The organism is Serratia sp. C2(1) (assembly GCF_036352655.1).
Lineage (GTDB): Bacteria > Pseudomonadota > Gammaproteobacteria > Enterobacterales > Enterobacteriaceae > Serratia > Serratia inhibens.
The window spans coordinates 2,071,781-2,091,086 of record NZ_JAZFBA010000001.1; the positions used below are offsets into that span (position 1 = coordinate 2,071,781).

General features: G+C 58.6%; 16 protein-coding genes. 6 read left to right on the plus strand and 10 right to left on the minus strand.

The genetic code is table 11. The annotated features are described in order from the left end of the window. Nucleotides 1-128: 128 nt before the first annotated feature. Together V2S86_RS09660 and V2S86_RS09665 are read left to right on the plus strand one after the other, a co-directional pair. Nucleotides 129-1,688, plus strand: a complete 1,560-nt coding sequence (locus tag V2S86_RS09660) for a PTS transporter subunit EIIC (RefSeq protein ID WP_330762232.1) — start codon at nt 129-131, stop codon at nt 1,686-1,688. 24 nt (nt 1,689-1,712) lie between these two features. Continuing rightward, on the plus strand, nt 1,713-3,098 hold the full coding sequence (locus V2S86_RS09665; protein WP_330762233.1) for a family 4 glycosyl hydrolase: 1,386 nt from the start codon (nt 1,713-1,715) through the stop codon (nt 3,096-3,098). Nucleotides 3,099-3,116: 18 nt separating this feature from the next. On the opposite strand, the gene V2S86_RS09670 is transcribed toward V2S86_RS09665, so the two are convergent. The 7 genes from V2S86_RS09670 to V2S86_RS09700 all read right to left on the minus strand — a co-directional run bounded on the left by V2S86_RS09670 (nt 3,117) and on the right by V2S86_RS09700 (nt 9,782). Beyond that, nucleotides 3,117-3,830, minus strand: coding sequence for a MurR/RpiR family transcriptional regulator (locus tag V2S86_RS09670; RefSeq protein WP_330762234.1), 714 nt, complete (start codon nt 3,828-3,830; stop codon nt 3,117-3,119). 84 nt (nt 3,831-3,914) lie between these two features. Beyond that, nucleotides 3,915-4,751, minus strand: coding sequence for a Sir2 family NAD+-dependent deacetylase (gene cobB / locus V2S86_RS09675; protein ID WP_119803248.1), 837 nt, complete (start codon nt 4,749-4,751; stop codon nt 3,915-3,917). A 34-nt stretch (nt 4,752-4,785) separates the two neighbouring features. Further along, nucleotides 4,786-5,700 (minus strand): N-acetylglucosamine kinase, encoded by a 915-nt coding sequence (gene nagK / locus V2S86_RS09680; protein WP_330762235.1) that lies wholly within the window; start codon nt 5,698-5,700, stop codon nt 4,786-4,788. Nucleotides 5,701-5,755: 55 nt separating this feature from the next. After that, a complete protein-coding gene (gene lolE, locus V2S86_RS09685; protein ID WP_330762236.1) occupies nt 5,756-7,003 on the minus strand; it encodes a lipoprotein-releasing ABC transporter permease subunit LolE in 1,248 nt (415 codons plus the stop codon). Then, nucleotides 7,003-7,707, minus strand: a complete 705-nt coding sequence (lolD, locus tag V2S86_RS09690) for a lipoprotein-releasing ABC transporter ATP-binding protein LolD (RefSeq protein WP_330762237.1) — start codon at nt 7,705-7,707, stop codon at nt 7,003-7,005. The genes lolE and lolD overlap by 1 nt, the downstream gene beginning before the upstream one ends. Then, entirely contained in the window at nt 7,700-8,902 is a 1,203-nt protein-coding gene (gene lolC, locus V2S86_RS09695; RefSeq protein WP_330762238.1) for a lipoprotein-releasing ABC transporter permease subunit LolC, read from the minus strand. Before lolC ends, lolD begins: the two co-directional genes overlap by 8 nt. Before the next feature lie 238 nt (nt 8,903-9,140). Then, nucleotides 9,141-9,782, minus strand: a complete 642-nt coding sequence (locus V2S86_RS09700) for a helix-turn-helix transcriptional regulator (RefSeq protein WP_330762239.1) — start codon at nt 9,780-9,782, stop codon at nt 9,141-9,143. 86 nt (nt 9,783-9,868) lie between these two features. Here V2S86_RS09700 and V2S86_RS09705 point away from each other — a divergent pair, with 86 nt between their 5' ends. The 4 genes from V2S86_RS09705 (at nt 9,869) to dauA (ending at nt 17,084) form a co-directional block, all read left to right on the plus strand. Continuing rightward, nucleotides 9,869-10,852, plus strand: a complete 984-nt coding sequence (locus V2S86_RS09705) for a threo-3-hydroxy-L-aspartate ammonia-lyase (protein WP_330762240.1) — start codon at nt 9,869-9,871, stop codon at nt 10,850-10,852. Nucleotides 10,853-11,079: 227 nt separating this feature from the next. After that, nucleotides 11,080-14,559 carry a transcription-repair coupling factor gene (gene mfd, locus V2S86_RS09710; protein WP_330762241.1) on the plus strand — a complete coding sequence of 1,160 codons (3,480 nt, stop codon included), beginning with the start codon at nt 11,080-11,082 and terminating at the stop codon, nt 14,557-14,559. 119 nt (nt 14,560-14,678) lie between these two features. Then, complete coding sequence (locus V2S86_RS09715) at nt 14,679-15,164, plus strand: heme-degrading domain-containing protein (protein ID WP_330762242.1); 486 nt, start codon at nt 14,679-14,681, stop codon at nt 15,162-15,164. Nucleotides 15,165-15,395: 231 nt separating this feature from the next. After that, complete coding sequence (gene dauA, locus V2S86_RS09720; RefSeq protein WP_330762243.1) at nt 15,396-17,084, plus strand: C4-dicarboxylic acid transporter DauA; 1,689 nt, start codon at nt 15,396-15,398, stop codon at nt 17,082-17,084. 48 nt (nt 17,085-17,132) lie between these two features. On the opposite strand, the gene kdsA is transcribed toward dauA, so the two are convergent. The 3 genes from kdsA to V2S86_RS09735 form a co-directional block, all read right to left on the minus strand. Next, nucleotides 17,133-17,987, minus strand: coding sequence for a 3-deoxy-8-phosphooctulonate synthase (kdsA, locus tag V2S86_RS09725; protein ID WP_004943235.1), 855 nt, complete (start codon nt 17,985-17,987; stop codon nt 17,133-17,135). A gap of 75 nt (nt 17,988-18,062) precedes the next feature. Beyond that, nucleotides 18,063-18,872, minus strand: a complete 810-nt coding sequence (sirB1, locus tag V2S86_RS09730; RefSeq protein WP_006316754.1) for an invasion regulator SirB1 — start codon at nt 18,870-18,872, stop codon at nt 18,063-18,065. Then, nucleotides 18,869-19,267, minus strand: coding sequence for a SirB2 family protein (locus V2S86_RS09735; protein ID WP_330762244.1), 399 nt, complete (start codon nt 19,265-19,267; stop codon nt 18,869-18,871). The genes sirB1 and V2S86_RS09735 overlap by 4 nt, the downstream gene beginning before the upstream one ends. Nucleotides 19,268-19,306 lie beyond the last annotated feature (39 nt).

Consider the following 19,306-nt stretch of genomic DNA (forward strand, 5'->3'; position numbering starts at 1 on the left):
ACGCCTAATCATTCCACCTATAACTAATTCAAGGCAGAGGTTGCCGCATTCTTATCCTTTTATTTTCGCCACACCAGGGAATTTTATCAGCAACGTCGTTATCCACTAAAATATAAAAAGGAACTGCCATGAAAGGTATTATTGATAATATCTTAAGCAAGCTGCAGACTTTCTCGAAAGCCATGATGGGGCCGATATTTTTTCTGCCGGTGATTGGCTTGATTCTGGCATTAAGTTCTATTCTTACCAACGCCACGCTGGTGAATGAAAACTCCGGCGTATTTCATATTGGCAAAATGATCGGGGATACCTTTTGGCCGTTGTTCGGCAACCTCGGGCTTATTTTTTGTATTGGCATCACCTACGGCCTGGCAAAGGATAAAAAAAGCGAAGCGGCGCTGGTCGCCGTGATGTGCTTTATTATGTTCCTCGGTGCCAATTCCTCTTATTTGCAGTTGAGCGGCCACGTCGCGCAGAAAATTAACGGGCAATATTACGGTACCGGGCAAACCGAGCTGCTGGGCTTTACCGTGGTGGATATGGGCATTTTCCTCGGCCTGATCCTCGGCATCACCATCGCCTGGGTGCACAACAAACTCTGCAACCTGGAGCTGAACGGCGTGTTCTCGGTCTACGGCGGTTCCAAACTGGTGCTGATCGCCATGACGCCGGTGATTATGCTCTACGCCGTCGGCTTCAGCTACCTGTGGCCGGCCATTTCTCACGGCCTGATCGCCCTGACCGGCTTTATGAAAAGCTCCGGTTCGCTCGGCGTCTTTGTCTACGGTTTCTTCGAAAAATTCCTGATCCCCACCGGGCTGCATCACTTTATCTGGTCGCCGTTTCAGCTCACCAGCATCGGCGGTTCGATAGTTCAGGACGGCCATACGGTGTCCGGCTCACAGGCGATTTTCCTCGCCTATATGCGCGACCCCGGCATCTCTCCGCTGATGAACGAAGCGTTGCGCTTTTCGCAACAAGGCATGGTGACCATCTTCGGCCTGTCCGGCGCAGCGCTGGCTTTCTACCGCACCGCTCGGCCCGAGAAGAAAATGCTGGCCAAGGCCATCCTGATCCCGGCCATCACCACCTCTATTCTGGTGGGCATTACCGAACCGATAGAGTTCACCTTCCTGTTTATTTCACCGCTGCTGTGGGTGATCCACGCGGTGCTGACCGCGCTGTCGCAGGTGGCGTGCAATCTGTTCGAGGTTCGCCCCTGGGGCGCCAGCGGCCTGATCGAGTTCCTGGTGTATAACCTGCCGCTGCCGGTCGCCCTCACGCGTTGGCCACTGTATGTGGTGATTGGTCTGGTGCAGTTCGCCGTGTATTACCTGGTGTTCAAAACCCTGGTGCTGAAACTCAACTTAAAAACCCCGGGGCGTGAGGATGACGATGAGGTCAAGCTTTATTCCAAACAGGACTACCAAAATAGCAAAAACCTGCCGAACGAATTAAGCGGCATTATTATTCGCGCCCTCGGCGGCAAGAGCAATATTGTTTCCGTGGATAACTGCTTCACCCGGTTGCGGGTGGAATTAAAAGATATGCAGCTTATTGACGAGCCCGCATTAAAAAGCACCGGTGCCAAAGGCGTGGTGAAAAACCGAAATGAGGTCCAGGTGATCTATGGCGTCACCGTCGGCAAGGTAAAGAATCAGGTCGAAAAATATTTAGCGGCATTATAACGTTTATTCCTAGGGAGACTTGTCATGAAATTAACCGTTCTGGGCGGCGGCGGCGTACGTTCGCCGTTCCTGGCCAAATCCATTGCCTATAACGCACACCGCATCGGCGTGACCGAAGTGGTGTTTATGGATACCGACCGGCAAAAACTCGCCGTCTACGGCGCTATCGCACAGGGGGTGTTCGAACGCATCCGCAGCGACATCGCCTTCAGCCTGAGCAGCGATGCCCACCAGGCGCTGAGCGGCGCCGATTACATCATCACCACCCTGCGCATCGGCGGCGAGGAAGGCCGTATTCATGACGAACGCATCGCGCTCAACCATCAGGTGTTGGGGCAGGAAACCACCGGCGCCGGCGGTTTCGCCATGGCAATGCGTTCCATTCCGGCCATCATCGATTACTGCCGCCTGATCGAACAGGTGGCATCGCCGGACGCGGTGCTGTTCAACTTCACCAACCCGTCCGGCATGGTGACCGAGGCAATCATCAAATCCGGCTTCAAACGCAAGGTGTACGGCATTTGCGACGCACCCAGCGAGTTTATCCGTGAACTGGCGGAGCTGTTGGGTTGCCGCGAGGCCGAGTTGAGCGTCGACTGTTTCGGGCTGAACCACCTGTCGTGGTTTCGCAACGTGCGGGTCAACGGCCAGGAGGTGACGGAGCAGTTGCTGGCCGACCCGCGCCTGTACCGCGATACCTGCATGAAATACTTCTCGCCGGAGCTGGTGGCGCTGTCCGACAACCTGATGCTCAACGAGTATCTGTATTATTACTACTACCGCGAACAGGCGATCGCCGCCATCGTCGGTGCCGGGGAAACCCGGGGCGAACAGATTGCGCAGATTAACCGGCAAATGCTGGCGGACCTTGCCGAACTGGACATCCCCCACCAATTGGAGCTGGCCTTCAGCCTGTATTTCAGCCACTATCTGACGCGTGAAAACTCTTATATGCAGCGCGAATCGAACCAGGGCAAGGTGAAGGAACGTGAGATGCTGACACTGCAGCAATTTATCGAACAGCCAGACAGCGGCGGTTACGCCGGGGTGGCGATAGACATTCTGGAAGCGGTGAATAATGGCCAGCAAAAACGCGTGGTGGTGTCGATGCAAAACAATGACACGCTCGATTTCCTGCACCCGGAGGACGTGATCGAAATCAGCTGCGAGTTGAGCAACGCGGGCATTCATCCGGTGAAAATGCGCGATATCCCCGATACCCAGAAGAACCTGATCGCGCAGGTCAAAGAGTACGAGCGCCTGGCGGTCGCGGCCATCCTGGAGGGCAACCGCCAGAAGGCCATCAAGGCGCTGATGGTGCACCCGCTGGTGAACTCCTATTCGCTGGCGAAAACCCTGGTCGAGGAATATCTGCAGGCCCATCACCACTATGCCGAGCACTGGCGTTAAGCGACGCGGCGCATGCCCTCAGGGGATGCGCCGTTCAAACCAGGCCTTGACCAGATTCTCAAACCCCAACAGGCAATGGCCGAAAAACGGATTGGGGTAGTAAATATCGTGGTCGTACTTCTGCCGATCCTCATAAAGAAAGGTCATGTCCGCCTGCCGCGCCAGCGGGCTGTCGCCGTCGCCGCAAAACGCCGCCAGCCGGATATTGTTGCGCTTCACCGCCTCACTCCAGCTCAGCGCCGAATTGCTGTTGCCCGACTTTGAAATCACAATCACCATGTCAAAACGGAAACGCATCTTCTGATCGAGGATCTCGAAATCCGGCCACAGCGACAGATAACTGTCGATCCCCAGCGTCATGAATTTGTTGTACATATACTGGGCCACCAGCTGCGAAAAACCGCTGCCGTGGATCAGGATCTTGCCGCTGTCGAGCATATCGAGAAACTGCGCCTGCTGCTTTTCATCGGACGGGGCGGCCTGTTGCGGTTCCCCCTGCAACGCCGGCGCCATCACCAGGTTGAACTTGATGAAATACACCAGTTCCAGATAACCGCGAAAGCCCAGCTTCTTTGCCAGCCGCACCAGCGTCGAGGGCGAGCTGTGGCAGCGAACGGAAACCGCCCGGATGCCGTCGTCGATGCAAGCGTCCGGGTTGTCGAAAATAGCGTTGAGGATGGTGAGATCCGTTTTGCTCAGATCCGCCTGGCTGAAAACCTGTTTGAAATTCACCGCGCCCCCCTGCCCATTGAGTAAAAATAACGACCGGTCGGCAGGCTCGACCAGAGCGCAGCCTGCTGCGCCCTGAACCGCAGGTTAAGGCCGATCGGCCCGTTCGACTTTCCCGACCAGGAATTTGTGCACAAAGCGCGGCACCACTTCACTGGCCTGGCCATAGTGTTTCTCGTCGAACTGACTTTCCACCTGGCTGGGTTCCAGATTCAGTTCCATGGTATGCGCCCCGCCCAACCGGGCCTCGTGCACAAAACCGGCCGCCGGGTAAACATGGCCCGAGGTGCCGATGGCGACAAAGAAGTCCGCCTTGGCCAGCGCCTGATAGATTTCGTCCATGCCCAGCGGCATTTCGCCGAACCACACCACATGCGGGCGCAGCGGTGCCGGGAACTGGCAGCAATGGCAGCGATCGTCCACGCTGAGATCTCCCGGCCAGTCAAACACCTGCCCGGAGCTGGTGCAGCGCGCTTTCAGCAATTCGCCGTGCATATGCAGCACCCGCTTGCTGCCGGCGCGCTCATGCAGGTTGTCGATATTTTGCGTCACCAGCAGGAAGTTATCCCCCAGCCAGGCTTCCAAATCCGCCAGCGCGCGGTGCGCGGCATTAGGCGCGATTTCCGGCGTTTGCAGTTGTTGGCGGCGCGCATTGTAGAACGCCTGCACCAGTTGCGGATCGCGCTGGTAGCCTTCCGGCGTAGCGACATCCTCCACCTGGTGTTCTTCCCACAGCCCGTCCGCAGCGCGGAAGGTGCGGATGCCCGATTCCGCTGAAATCCCGGCCCCGGTCAACACCACCACAAACGGCTTTTTCAGCTCGGCCGCCGCCATGGTGTCGCGATGGAAAATACGTGAACGAAAGCGCTGATGCAGCACATGCTTGCTCTTACGAAACTGACACAACCGATGGCGAGTGTGCATTAACTCTCTCCTTACCTTTCCCTGTTTGCCCTTCTTACTTTGGGCGTACCAAATTGAGGAACGCCGCCCCGCGCACGCCGCCGGCATCGCCATAGCGCGCTTTCTCGATCCGCGGCAGCTTGGCCACGCGCAACAAGTGCGCCGGCAATCGCTGTGGCAACGCCTGGTAGATCGCGTCAAAATTCGACAACCCGCCCCCGATCACCACCAGGTGCGGATCGATGATGGTCAGCAGATTCCCCAGACATATTGCCAGGACGTCCATAAAACGCTCAACGTGAGCCACCGCCTGCGGCTCGCCTGCCTGATAATGCGCAATGATCTGCTGCGCAGGCAAGCGCTGCTGATAAAAGTGAGCGTACATCCACTCAAAACCGCGGCCCGATATGTAATTTTCGATGCAACCCTGATGACCACAACCGCAGGCAACGCGAGGTATATCACGCCCCAGCACCTCGAGCGCATCCACCGGCAGCCGGAAGTGGCCAAATTCGCCGGCGATGTAATTGCGACCGGACACCACTTTGCCTTCCACGATCAGCCCGCCGCCCACGCCGGTGCCCAGAATAATGCCCAGCACGGTCGGATAACGGCGGAACTCTTCGTCCCAGGCTTCCGACAGCGCAAAACAGTTGGCGTCATTGTCGACGCGCACGTCGCGGCCAATCAGTTCCGCCAAATCGCGCGGCAACGGCTGCCCCATCGCCGCCGGGACGTTGGAGGTGAACAATGTACCGTCATCATTGGGCAACCCCGGAATGCCGATACCTACGTTGCCCCGCCGGCCACAGAACTCATCCGCCTCAAGGGTCAGGTCACGCAGCGTGGTCAGCAATTGCCGGTAGTCGTCGCGCGGCGTCGGCACCCGTTTCTGCCAAATGCGATTCAGATCCTCATCAAATACGCCCAGCTCAATCTTGGTGCCGCCCATATCGAAACCGTAGTACATAACCCACCCTCAGGCTAAAAAAAGGGGGCGGCGTTTCCGCCACCCCTGATTTTCATTATTGTCCGCTCAACACGCGCGCCGGATCGATACGGCTGGCACGCCTGGCCGGATACCAGCTGGCCACCAGGCTGAGCACCAATGCGGTCGCCAATACAATCACCACGTCCAGCCAGTGCAGCTCGGAAGGCAGGAAGTCGATGAAGTAGATATCTCCCGACAGGAACGAGTGCCCCATCAGTTTTTCCAATCCTTTGATGATGTTGGTCAGTTGCAGCGAGGCGATCACCCCGACCACCACGCCGCTGAGGCTGCCCACCAGCCCGGCCAGCAGGCCGTACCAGATGAATATGGCGCGGATAAAACCGTCTTTGGCGCCCAGAGTACGCAGCACGGCGATATCGCCGCTCTTGTCCTTCACCGCCATCACCAGCGTGGAGACAATGTTGAAACAGGCAACGCCAATCACCAGCACCATCGCCAGATACATGATGGCGCGGATCATCTGGATATCGCGGTACATGTAGCCGTAGGTGCCGATCCAGCTCTTGATGTAGACGTAGGAATTAGTGACTTCGCCCGCGTCGCGCACCAGTTTGTTGGCGGCAAACACGTCATTGACCTTAATCGCGATACCGGTCACGCTGTCGCCCATATCCAGATACTGCTGGGCATCGGCCAGCGGCACCATCGCCAGGCTGTGGTCCAACTGGCCGCTCAGTTGCAGAATGCCGGTCACATGCAGACGGATGCGTTTCGGTTGCAACAGCTTCATTTGCGGATCGCTGTTGGGGATCATTACCGTGACGTAAGCGCCCTGCTTCACGCCCAGCGCATCGGCTACGCCCTTGCCGAGGATCACCTGCTGTTCACCGCTTTTGAAATTGGCCCAGGCATCGCCCTGCACGTATTTCGGCAGCGCGCTGAGCTGGCTTTCCTGCTGTGGGTTGACCCCTTTGACGCCAACCGCCCGCAGCTGCGCGCCGTTTTCCATCAGGCCGGTAAAATTGATATAGGGAGCGGCGGCCAGAATGCCCGGCACCTTTTCCACCCGCTGCAAGATTGACGACCAGTCTTTGAACGGCTGTTTCACCGGCTCAATCTCACCGTGCGGCACCACCGCCAAAATACGGTTTTTCAGCTCGCGCTCAAAGCCGTTCATCGCGCTCAGCCCGACGATCAGCACCGCCACGCCCAGCGCAATGCCAATGGTGGAGATCACCGAAATCAGCGACACCATGCCGCCGCGCTTGCGGCCCCGGCTAAAGCGCAGCGCCGTCAAAAAGGAAAGTGACGCACCCGCCATTACTCGGCTCCCATCAGGGTCAGTTGCGCCTGCAGGTGACCGTCGGCCATCTCCAGCTGGCGGCTGAGACGCTTGGCCAGTTGCAGATCATGGGTCACCACCAGGAAGGCGGTGCCCTGACGCACGTTCAGTTCACCGAGCAGATCGAAGATGCTGTCGGCCGTGCGCTTGTCGAGGTTACCGGTCGGTTCGTCCGCCAGCACCAGCGAGGGATTGTTCACCAACGCACGCGCGATCGCCACGCGTTGACGCTCGCCGCCGGACAGCTCCGAAGGCCGGTGTTTGCTGCGTTTTTCCAGCCCGACCGCCGTCAGCATTTCCAGCGCCTTTTCCTGCGCCTGGGCCGGTTTCATGCCACCGATCAACAGCGGCATGGCGGCGTTTTCCAACGCGGTGAAGTCCGGTAACAGGTGGTGGAACTGATAAATAAAGCCCAACTGGCGGTTGCGCAGTTCAGCCTTGGCCGCCGACGACAGGCTATTCAGCGACTGGCCTTTGTAGATCACTTCGCCGGAGGTCGGCGAATCCAACCCGCCCAGCAGATGCAACAGGGTGCTTTTACCGGAACCCGAGCTGCCGACAATCGCCATCATCTCGCCCGGCTGCATGGCAAAGCTGACATTACGCAGTACGTCGGTATGCAGGTTGCCTTCCTGATAGGTCTTGCACAGGTTTTCGCACTGCAGCAAAAGATGGTTACTCATAACGTAAAGCCTCAGCGGGTTGTACGGCGGCAGCGCGCCATGAAGGGTAAAGCGTGGACAACAGGGACACCGCCATCGCCGCCACGGCGATAATCGTCACCTGCAGCGGATCGACTGCCACCGGCAGCGATGCGCCGTCAATCAATGCACCGAGGATCGGCATCAGGTTATTCAGGTTGGTGGCCAGCAGCACGCCCAGCAGCGTGCCGAGCAGCGAACCGATAATACCGGCGCTGGCGCCCTGCACCATAAACACCGACATGATCTGCCGGCGTGTCAGGCCCTGGGTTTGCAGAATGGCGACTTCGCCCTGCTTCTCCATCACCAGCAGGCCGAGCGAAGTAATGATGTTAAACGCCGCCACCGCCACGATCAGGCTGAGCAACAGCCCCATCATGTTTTTCTCCATGCGTACCGCCTGGAACAGCTCGCCCTTGCGTTCACGCCAGTCTTTCCATTGCGCCCCTTGCGGCAGTTTCTGCTGGCTGAGGGTATCGACCGTCAGCGGTTGTTGCAGGAACAGACGCCAGCCGGTGATATTGCCGGCCGGGTAGCGCATCAGGCGCGACGCGTCTTGCTGATTGACCAGCATCTGGGTGCCGTCCACCTCACTGTTAGCGTGGAAGGTGCCGATAATCGTAAACAGGCGCTGGCTGGGAATGCGGCCCATCGGCGTGAACTGGCTGGCGCTTGGCACCATCACCCGCAACGAGTCGCCGCGTTTGACGCCCAGTTGCCCGGCAAGCTGCTCGCCGATGATGATATTGTACTGGCCCGGCTGCAGCTGTTGCTGTTTGACGTTCACCAGATACTGCGTCAGCGGATCGGCTTCGTCCGGGTTCACCCCGAGCATCACGCCGACCGCCACGCTGCGGGCGCTTTGCAGCACCACGTCGCCGGTGGTCAGCGGCGCAACGCGGCTGACGCCCTGCAACCTCTGCGCCATCGAAGCCGGGATCTGCTGGGGATTGATCGACCCCTGCGGGCTGGTGATCAACGCCTGCGGCATCAGGCCGAGGATGTTGTTTTCCAGATCTTTTTCAAAACCGTTCATCACCGACAAAACGGTGACCAACGCCATGACCCCCAGCGTAATGCCGATGGTGGACAGCCAGGAGACAAACCGCCCAAAGCGGTCTGAGGCTCGCCCGCGCATGTAGCGCAGGCCGATGAATAACGCGACAGGTTGATACATGAAATCCGTTTTGTTGCCGTAGCTTAAGCAAAGTGATCAAGGATAATAAAGGCTATACCTCGTTTAGGGAACCACCCAGACGCCTTTTATTCCGCCTATTGCGCATTGCGCCGCAGCATCTGCCCCAGAGCTTTGCGTAAGTGTTGTACCCGTTTCAATCGGGGCGCGTGTATTCGCTCCTCCCACGGGTTCTGTCAGGAACAGAGTCGAACGCTGCGGCGTGAAAGACGGCAGCTAGTTAACCGGCATCCCGCTTTAACAGGTTATAAACCGACACCCGTGAAATGCCCAACGCCTCCGCCGCCATGGTGGCGGCCCCGCGCAGTTGCAGATAGCCCTGCTGCTTCAATAACTGGATCACTTGAAAACGCTGCTCGGAAGAGAGCGCACGCGGCTGAGTCGCGTGCGACGCCGCAAAGTTGTTGATCACGGCGGCGATATCCGACAGCGAACGGGCCCCCTCCGCCGCCGGCTGCGGCGCACTCTGCACTACCGCGGTCAGTTGTTGCAGGATGGCGTTGACACTGTTGAAAATCGAGACGTCCAGATTGAGGCAGATGGCCGCCACATAGACGCCTTCGCTGTTGCGCAGACCGATCGAGGTGCTCTTGGCCGGGCGCCCGTCCGGGAAGGCATTGGCGTAATTTTGTACCACGTCCGGAAAGTCCGGCGAGGCAATGCGCTCCAGCCCCATTTCACTGGCGGCGTCGCCAATGCTGCGGTTCGACAGATTATTGGCGATGGCGACGATAGCATGGTCCGGCTGTGTCAGATCGTGCAATACCACTTCGCAACTGGGGGCAAACATCATGCCCAGCGCCTGGACAATTTTTTCCGCTTCGCGCAGCAATAGCGCATTTTCCTGCCTGAGATCGCTCATTGACTTAACCATTTGACAAAAACTTTACAGATAGTAAATTAAAAATTCCGAACAATCAATCTCCCCTTCATCCACGCGAGGTCGCCATGAGTTCAACGCCCCACTGTATCACCGCCGCCGATATCTCTGCCGCCGCAGAAATTCTGGCCGGACATGCCCTCCACACGCCGGTCATGACTTCGCATCAGGCCGACAACCTCACCGGCGCAAAACTGTTCTTCAAATGCGAGAACTTCCAGCGCGTCGGGGCCTTTAAGTTCCGCGGGGCGTACAACGCGATCGCGCAACTGAGCGAGGCGCAGCGCAAGGCCGGAGTGATTGCCTTTTCCTCCGGTAACCACGCGCAGGCAATGGCGCTGGCGGCGCGGGAACTGGGCGTCAACGTCACCATAGTCATGCCGAACGACGCGCCGGAAACCAAGTTGGCGGCGACACGCGGCTACGGTGCCAACGTGGTGATTTACCAACGCCACAGCGAGAACCGCGAAGAGATAACCCAGCGGTTGGCCGCAGAGCATGGTCTGTCGATAGTCCCCCCCTATGATTACCCGCAGGTGATTGCCGGCCAGGGCACCGCCACCAAAGAGCTGATAGAAGAAGTCGGCCCGCTGGACGTGTTATTGGTGTCCACCGGCGGCGGCGGCCTGCTTTCCGGCAGCGCGATAGCGGCCCACCACTGGTCGCCGGGCTGCCGGGTGTTCGGCGTGGAGCCGCAGGCGGGCAACGACGTGCAGCAAGCTTTTCGCAGCGGGCAGCCGGTGCGCATCCCGGTGCCGAAAACCATCGCCGATGGCGCACAAACCCAACAGGTGGGCACACTCACCTTCCCGATCATTCAGCAGTACGTAGAGGATATTTTGACGGTCACAGACGCGCAGCTGTGCCGGCAAATGCGCTTCTTTATGGAGCGGATGAAAATGGTGGTCGAACCCACCGGGTGCCTGGCCGCCGCCGCGGCGATGAATTCGCAGCTGGATTTGCGCGGTAAAAAAGTCGGGGTGATTGTCAGCGGTGGCAACGTCGATATGGATAACATCGCGCAATACCTCGCTATGGGCGCGCAAGAATAATCCCTTCAGTGGGTTAACTGTCCGCGAGGCGAGCAGTTAACCCAAGCCTGGCAGGGCGCTGCCTGCTGCGCACGCATGAGTCATAAACGGCGCAGCAGCTTGAAAGACGACGGATATGGCGCTTTTACCTATGTCAGTTTGCTGGCCAGTGGGCTAGTATTACCGGGTAAAGGCGCTTTGTTATTTGTGCCAGGGCGAAATTTAACACATTGATTAAAGATACCTTAATGAGCACCTCCGATAACCGTAACCGTTCTGCATCGTCATCCTCCCGTTATTCTCTGCCCGAACGCGCGGGCGACTTGCGCCAGTTGGGGCAGCTAACCGGCGCGGCCTGCGCCGTGGAGTGCGCCGAGATTGTCGAGCGTCATAACGGGCCGGTGATGCTGATCGCCCCGGACATGCAGAACGCCCTGCGGCTGCGCGACGAAATCCAGCAGTTTACCGATCAAATGGTAACCACGCTGTCCGACTGGGAAACCCTGCCCTACGACAGCTTCTCGCCGCACCAGGAGATTATCTCCGCCCGCCTGTCGAGCCTGTACCATCTGCCGACCATGGTGCGCGGCGTCATCATTCTGCCGGTCAATACCCTGATGCAGCGCGTCTGCCCGCACGAGTTCCTGCACGGCCACGCGCTGGTGATGAAAAAAGGCCAGCGTCTGTCGCGCGAAAAACTGCGCGCCCAATTGGAACAAGCCGGCTACCGCAGCGTCGATCAGGTGATGGAGCACGGCGAGTTCGCCACCCGCGGTGCGCTGCTCGATTTATACCCGATGGGCAGCGAGGAACCTTACCGCATCGATTTCTTCGACGACGAAATCGACAGCCTGCGCATTTTCGACGTCGACACCCAGCGCACGCTGAGCGAAGTCGAGGCCATCAACCTGCTGCCGGCCCATGAATTCCCGACCGACAAAACCGCCATTGAGCTGTTCCGCAGCCAGTGGCGCGAGCAGTTTGAAGTGCGCCGCGACGCCGAACATATCTACCAGCAGGTGAGCAAAGGCACCTGGCCGGCCGGTATCGAATACTGGCAACCTCTATTCTTCAGCCAGCCGCTGCCGTCGCTGTTCAGCTACCTGCCGGCCAACACGCTGATCGTCAACACCGGCAACCTTGAGAGCGCCGCCGAGCGCTTCTGGCTGGACGTCAACCAGCGCTACGAAAGCCGCCGCGTCGATCCGATGCGCCCGCTGCTGGCGCCGGACAGCCTGTGGTTGCGGGTTGACGCGCTGTTTGGCGAATTGAAAGCCTGGCCGCGCATGGCACTCAAATCCGAAGCGCTGCCAGCCAAAGCCGGCAACACCAATCTGGACTATCGCGCGCTGCCGGATCTGGCGGTGCAAGCCCAAAATAAAGCGCCGCTGGACCCGCTGCGCCGCTTTACAGAAAGCTTTGACGGCAGCGTGATTTTCTCGGTCGAGAGCGAGGGCCGCCGCGAAACGCTGCAAGACCTGCTCGGCCGCATCAAACTCGGCACGTCATTGATTCAACATCTCGATCAGGCGGAACCGGCCGGCCGCTACATGATGGTCGGCGCCTCCGAGCGCGGTTTCCTCGACGGCATGCGCAACCGGGCGCTGATCTGCGAAAGCGATCTGCTCGGCGAACGCGTCAGCCGCCGCCGACAGGACAATCGCCGCACCATCAATACCGATACGCTGATCCGCAACCTGGCGGAGCTGCATCCCGGCCAGCCGGTGGTGCATCTTGAGCACGGCGTCGGGCGTTACGTTGGCCTGACGACGCTGGAAGCCGGTGGCATCAAGGCCGAATACCTGATCCTGTCCTACTCCGGTGAAGACAAACTCTATGTGCCGGTCTCTTCGCTGCACCTGATCAGCCGCTATGCCGGCGGCGCAGATGAAAACGCGCCGCTGCACAAGCTGGGCGGTGACGCCTGGACACGCGCACGGCAGAAAGCCGCGGAACGGGTGCGGGACGTGGCGGCCGAGCTGTTGGATATTTACGCCCAGCGCGCCGCCAAATCCGGTTTCGCCTTCAAACACAACCGCGAACAGTATCAGCTGTTCTGCCAAAGCTTCCCGTTCGAAACCACCCCGGACCAGGAACAGGCAATCAACGCCGTGCTGAGCGACATGTGCCAGCCACTGGCGATGGACAGGCTGGTGTGCGGCGACGTCGGCTTCGGCAAAACCGAAGTGGCGATGCGTGCGGCCTTCCTGGCGGTGGAAAACGGCAAGCAGGTGGCGGTGCTGGTGCCCACTACGTTGCTGGCGCAACAGCACTTCGACAACTTCCGCGATCGCTTCGCTACCTGGCCGATTCGCATCGAGATGATGTCGCGTTTCCGCAGCGCCAAAGAGCAGCAACAGATCATGGACGACGCCGTCGACGGCAAAGTGGACATTATTATCGGCACCCACAAACTGTTGCAGAGCGATCTGCGCTGGAAAGATCTGGGGCTACTGATCGTCGACGAAGAACACCGCTTTGGCGTGCGCCACAAAGAACGCATCAAGGCGATGCGCGCCGACGTGGATATCCTGACGCTAACCGCCACGCCGATCCCGCGTACGCTGAATATGGCGATGAGCGGCATGCGCGACCTGTCGATTATCGCGACCCCGCCGGCCCGTCGTCTGGCGGTGAAAACTTTCGTACGCGAGTACGACAGCCTGGTCGTTCGCGAGGCGATCCTGCGTGAAGTGCTGCGCGGCGGCCAGGTTTACTATCTGTACAACGACGTGGAAAACATCGAGAAGGCCGCGGAGAAACTGGCTGAGCTGGTGCCGGAAGCGCGTATCGCCATCGGCCATGGCCAGATGCGCGAGCGCGATCTGGAGCGGGTGATGAACGATTTCCACCACCAGCGTTTTAACGTGCTGGTCTGTACCACCATTATCGAAACCGGTATTGATATTCCCAGCGCCAATACCATTATCATCGAACGCGCCGATCGCTTCGGGCTGGCGCAGCTGCATCAGTTGCGCGGCCGCGTAGGCCGGTCGCACCATCAGGCCTACGCCTATCTGCTGACGCCGAATCCGAAGGCCATGAGCACCGACGCGCACAAACGGCTGGAAGCCATCGCTTCGCTTGAAGATCTCGGCGCAGGCTTTGCGCTGGCCACCCATGATCTGGAAATCCGCGGTGCGGGCGAGCTGCTGGGTGAAGATCAAAGCGGCCAGATGACCACCGTCGGCTTTTCGCTGTACATGGAACTGCTGGAGAGCGCGGTCGACGCGCTGAAAAACGGGCGCGAGCCGTCGCTGGAAGATCTCACCAGCAACCAAACCGAAGTGGAGCTGCGCATGCCGGCCCTGCTGCCGGACGATTTTATCCCGGACGTGAACACCCGCCTGTCATTCTATAAACGCATCGCCAGCGCGAAAAACGACGGTGAACTGGAAGAGCTGAAGGTGGAACTGATTGACCGCTTCGGTCTGTTGCCGGATCCGGCGCGCAACCTGTTGCAAAGCGCGGCGTTGCGCCAACATGCGCAGAAGCTGGGGATTAAGCGCATTGAGGGGAACGAGCGCGGTGGGTTTATCGAGTTTGGCGAGAAAAATCGGGTCGATCCGGGTTACCTGATCGGTTTGCTGCAAAGCAATCCGCAAATTTATCGCCTGGATGGGCCGACCAAGCTGAAGTTCATGCTGGACCTGACCGATCGCCAGAAGCGCCTGAAGTTCACCGAGGAGCTATTGACCGCATTCCGCGAGCATACCTTGGCGGCCTGACTTGCGGCCCCGGCGGTCACTATATTACCCGGCTGCGGTTCTAAGTTATCGCCAAGCCGTCTATCCCGTTTTTTCGGTTCGGGATACTCTGTCCTCAGCCAAGCTTAATGGGGGTAGCCATGAATATCGATGATGAGTTGCGTGCGCTCAGCGAACAGGAAGCCACGCTGACCTTTAGCCATTTTGACCCGACAACCGCCTGGGAGTTGGGTACGGCGCTGAAGACCGCCGCAGAGCAACGGCGTCTGAGTATCGCCATCGAAATCCAACTGGCCGGGCAAACGCTGTTCTATTACGCCATGCCCGGCACCACGCCGGACATCGCCGACTGGGTGCGGCGCAAACGCAACGTGGTGAATCACTTTCACAAAAGCTCTTACGCTATCGGCCTGCGCTTGCAACAGCGGCAGGCGACGCTGGAGGAGCGCTATGGCCTGAGCGTGCGCGATTATTCGGTGCACGGCGGCGCTTTTCCCATCAATCTGGTGGGCATAGGCTGCATCGGCACCCTGAGCATCTCCGGTTCGCCGCAGTTGGAGGACCATAATCTGCTGGTCGGCACGCTGGCGCATTTTCTCGGTTTATCCCTGCCTTCGGTGCATTAAGCGCTAAAAGTCTCTTTATATTTTCCCTGCCGGTCGCCTTATCCGCGGCCGGCACGCCTTTCCCGCGTCTCCCTTCCAATCAAAATAGCGCAACTCCGATTTTCTGCGTCCGTTTGATGTACATCTAGGAATCGCCGCCGCAACTGGCGTAGTCTGTCTATCAGCTATTCGAGACGGACCTTATCTGGCCCGCCATTCCGTTCTCTTTTATAGACTTGGTCCGCACCTTAGATGAAAACGCATGAAATCACCGGCATCCGGCCGTTCAGCGCGCTGATTGACGCCTGCTGGCGAGAACCCTATTCCCTGCAACGCCTGCTTAAAGACGCCGTCGCCGGCATCACCGTCGGCATTATCGCCATCCCGCTGGCGATGGCGCTGGCGATCGCCAGCGGCGTCCCCCCTCAGTACGGGCTCTACACCTCGGCGGTCGCCGGGATCGTCATCGCCATCGCCGGCGGTTCGCGCTACAGCGTCTCCGGCCCCACCGCCGCCTTTGTGGTGATCCTCTACCCGGTATCGCAGCAGTTCGGCCTCTCCGGCCTGCTGATCGCTACCCTGCTTTCCGGCGTATTTCTGGTGATGATGGGGCTGGCCCGTTTCGGCCGGCTGATTGAATACATTCCTCTGTCGGTCACGCTGGGCTTTACCTCCGGGATCGCCATCACCATCGCCACCCTGCAAGTGAAGGATTTCTTCGGTCTGCAACTGGCGGCGATGCCGGAAAATTATGTCGGCAAGGTTTACGCCCTGTTGCAGGCCCTGCCGACGCTGGATATCGGCGATACGCTGATCGGCGCGGTCACGCTGCTGATACTGGTGTTCTGGCCGAAGCTCGGCCTGCGGGTGCCCGGCCATCTGCCTGCGCTGCTGGCGGGGATGGCGGTCATGGGCATTCTGGCGCTGTTTGATCATCAGGTGGCGACTATCGGCTCCCGCTTCACTTACTTGCTGGCCGATGGCAGCCGTGGACACGGCATCCCGCCAATCTTGCCGCAGCTGATGCTGCCGTGGGATTTGCCGGCCGCCGGCGGCACACCGATGCCGTTGAGCTGGCAGACCCTCTCCGCCCTGCTGCCTGCGGCGTTTTCCATGGCGATGCTGGGCGCTATTGAATCGCTGCTGTGCGCGGTGGTGCTGGACGGCATGACCGGTAAAAAACACAACTCCAACACCGAACTTATCGGCCAGGGTGCGGGTAACCTCATTGCGCCGTTTTTTGGCGGTATTACCGCCACCGCCGCCATCGCGCGTTCGGCGGCCAACGTGCGCGCCGGTGCTACCTCGCCGGTGGCGGCGATTATCCATGCGTTGCTGGTGCTGCTGGCGTTGCTGGTACTGGCACCCTGGCTGTCCTGGCTACCGCTGTCGGCGATGGCGGCGCTGTTGCTGATGGTCGCCTGGAACATGAGCGAAGCGCACAAGGTCATTTATCTGCTGCGCAGGGCACCAAAGGACGACATCCTGGTGATGCTGCTGTGCCTGTCGTTGACGGTGCTGTTCGATATGGTGATCGCCATTACCGTGGGCATAGTGCTGGCCTCGCTGCTGTTTATGCGGCGCATTGCGCACATGACCCGGCTGAGCGAACTGAGCGCCGGAAACGGCCGCCTGGTGCTGAGAGTGAATGGCCCGCTGTTCTTCGCCGCCGCCGAACGTATCTTTAATGAACTGCTGGCACGCAGCGAAAGTTATGACGTGATTGTGCTGCAATGGGACGCGGTACCGGTGCTGGACGCAGGGGGTTTAACCGCCCTGCAGCGTTTTATTGAGGCCCTGCCCGCAGGCAAGCAGTTGGCGATCACCGATATTCCGTTCCAGCCGTTGAAAACGCTGGCGCGGGCGCGGGTACAACCGATCGAGGGAAAACTGCATTTCTACTCGACGTTGCCGGAAGCGCTGGCGGCACTGGGCGATTAAAAAAGCAAAAGCCCGACGAATCGGGCTTTTCTGGACGCGGAAACCGGCTTAGTTGCTGGTGTCCAGCTCTGGGAAGCTCTTCACCAGATCGTCGATGGCTTTCATCTGCACCAGGAACGGTTCCAGTTTGTCCAGCGGCAGCGCGGATGGGCCATCGCACTTGGCACTGTTCGGCTCCGGGTGCGCTTCGATGAACAGACCGGCCAGACCCACCGCCATACCTGCGCGCGCCAGCTCGGCAACCTGCGCGCGACGACCGCCGGAAGCGGCGCCGAACGGGTCACGGGTCTGCAGGGCGTGAGTGACGTCGAAGATCACCGGGTGGCCGCCGGTCACGTTCTTCATCACGTTGATGCCGAGCATGTCGACCACCAGGTTATCGTAGCCAAAGTTGCTGCCGCGATCGCACAGGATAACCTGATCGTTGCCGCCTTCCTTGAACTTGTCGACGATGTTGCCCATTTGGCCCGGGCTGACGAACTGGGGCTTCTTGACGTTGATTACCGCGCCGGTTTTCGCCATCGCTTCAACCAGATCGGTCTGGCGCGCCAGGAAGGCCGGCAGTTGGATCACATCAACCACTTCGGACACCGGCTGCGCCTGCGACGCTTCATGCACGTCGGTGATGATTTTCACGCCGAAGGTTTTTTTGATTTCTTCGAAGATTCTCATCCCCTCTTCCAGACCCGGACCACGGTACGAGTGAATGGAAGAACGGTTGGCTTTATCAAAAGAGGCTTTGAAAACGTAAGGAATGCCCAGTTTTTGCGTCACGGTGACGTAGTGCTCGCAGATGCTCATCGCCAGATCGCGCGATTCCAGTACGTTCATACCGCCAAACAGCACAAACGGCAGATCGTTCGCTACGTTGATGTCGCCAATGCTAACTACTTTCTGTTTCATGCTTTCGCCTTTGTTGATGTTATCCCCGTCGCTTTCCAGGCCGCAGCTTGAAATGCACCGGGTATTTTAAATGAATTAATGCAGCGTAACCTGTTTAGGTTCAATCGAGTGGATCTGTACTTTGATCACTTCGCTGATGGGATCTTCAGGACACTGCTCGACAAAATAGTTGAGATCGGAAATAGCGATATGGTTGCATTCCAGTTGGGCGTAAATCAGCCCGCGGTCGCGGATCTCGTAAGGATCTTCCGGATCGAAGCACAGCACCGTTTCACTGGCACGCAGGGCCATCTCCATCTGTTTTTCTTCCATCAGGGCGGCTTTCAGCGTATCCAGCATTTTTCGCACCACCATGATGTTTTCCGATTCATCGAGATCGTCGTCTTCCAGCTCGGCGCCCAAGCCCAGGTTACCCTTGATCCACACTTCCAACTGATGTTCGTTCAGCGTTTCGCCGTTCAGCGGGTTGATCAGCCACAATTCTTCATCCAGCCAATCTGCGCGCAGGATCAGTTGAGTGGGGAAAATCACCGGCAACAGCGGTAAATCAAGATGATGGGCGATATGCAGGAAAATGGTGCCGAGTGAGACTGGCGTACCCTGGCGCCCTTCCAGCACCTTGTCGAGCCAGATAGCGTCGGACAGCCGATACACGCCACCGGCGCCGCCAAAACCCCAGGTTTTGAAGAACAGTTCAATGAGTGCGTCCAGTTGCTGTTCCTGGTTGAGATCCTGCGGCATGGCCGCACGCGCATCGTCGACCAGCTGTTGCAGCTTGCGTTCGACTTCGGCGACGGGGAAATCACGCCGTACCGACTGCGATACCAGGATTACGCCCTCGCTCAGCAGCGAGGTGTTAAATTCAAAATCAGCAATGCTACTCATAAGTATCCCATCAGAAAGGGTAATTTCGTCGTGGCAAGTTTAATTATCAGGTACAGACAGCCCAGCGCCAGCACAAACGCCAAGGTGCGCAGGTTCTGGCTTTTGGTCTTCTTGCCCAATGCGACGTAACCAAGCAGGATATAGATAATAACGCCAAACAGCTTCTCGGTCAGCCACGAGTCCATGCCCAGCAGCGGATAAAGCTTGAACATCACCACCAGTGCAATGCCGCTGGCGAACAACACCGTATCATTAACGTGCGGCGTTATCTTCACCCAGCGCTTGTTCAACATGGCCGAATTGCGCCACTTCCAGAAGAAACGCAATACAAACAAGGCAATACTGATGGCGACCGTCAACAAATGCAGATTTTTTAACGCCGTGTAGACTGCCATATCGCTTCCTTTTTATTCGCCGTGTGCTTAGTTATTGTT

Bases quoted from the DNA above. Each gene is read 5' to 3' on its own strand.
- V2S86_RS09660 (WP_330762232.1), top strand. From the start codon at position 129: ATGAAAGGTATTATTGATAATATCTTAAGCAAGCTGCAGACTTTCTCG.
- V2S86_RS09665 (WP_330762233.1), top strand. From the start codon at position 1,713: ATGAAATTAACCGTTCTGGGCGGCGGCGGCGTACGTTCGCCGTTCCTG.
- cobB (WP_119803248.1), bottom strand. From the start codon at position 4,751: ATGCACACTCGCCATCGGTTGTGTCAGTTTCGTAAGAGCAAGCATGTG.
- nagK (WP_330762235.1), bottom strand. From the start codon at position 5,700: ATGTACTACGGTTTCGATATGGGCGGCACCAAGATTGAGCTGGGCGTA.
- lolE (WP_330762236.1), bottom strand. From the start codon at position 7,003: ATGGCGGGTGCGTCACTTTCCTTTTTGACGGCGCTGCGCTTTAGCCGG.
- lolD (WP_330762237.1), bottom strand. From the start codon at position 7,707: ATGAGTAACCATCTTTTGCTGCAGTGCGAAAACCTGTGCAAGACCTAT.
- lolC (WP_330762238.1), bottom strand. From the start codon at position 8,902: ATGTATCAACCTGTCGCGTTATTCATCGGCCTGCGCTACATGCGCGGG.
- V2S86_RS09700 (WP_330762239.1), bottom strand. From the start codon at position 9,782: ATGAGCGATCTCAGGCAGGAAAATGCGCTATTGCTGCGCGAAGCGGAA.
- V2S86_RS09705 (WP_330762240.1), top strand. From the start codon at position 9,869: ATGAGTTCAACGCCCCACTGTATCACCGCCGCCGATATCTCTGCCGCC.
- mfd (WP_330762241.1), top strand. From the start codon at position 11,080: ATGAGCACCTCCGATAACCGTAACCGTTCTGCATCGTCATCCTCCCGT.
- V2S86_RS09715 (WP_330762242.1), top strand. From the start codon at position 14,679: ATGAATATCGATGATGAGTTGCGTGCGCTCAGCGAACAGGAAGCCACG.
- dauA (WP_330762243.1), top strand. From the start codon at position 15,396: ATGAAAACGCATGAAATCACCGGCATCCGGCCGTTCAGCGCGCTGATT.
- kdsA (WP_004943235.1), bottom strand. From the start codon at position 17,987: ATGAAACAGAAAGTAGTTAGCATTGGCGACATCAACGTAGCGAACGAT.
- sirB1 (WP_006316754.1), bottom strand. From the start codon at position 18,872: ATGAGTAGCATTGCTGATTTTGAATTTAACACCTCGCTGCTGAGCGAG.
- V2S86_RS09735 (WP_330762244.1), bottom strand. From the start codon at position 19,267: ATGGCAGTCTACACGGCGTTAAAAAATCTGCATTTGTTGACGGTCGCC.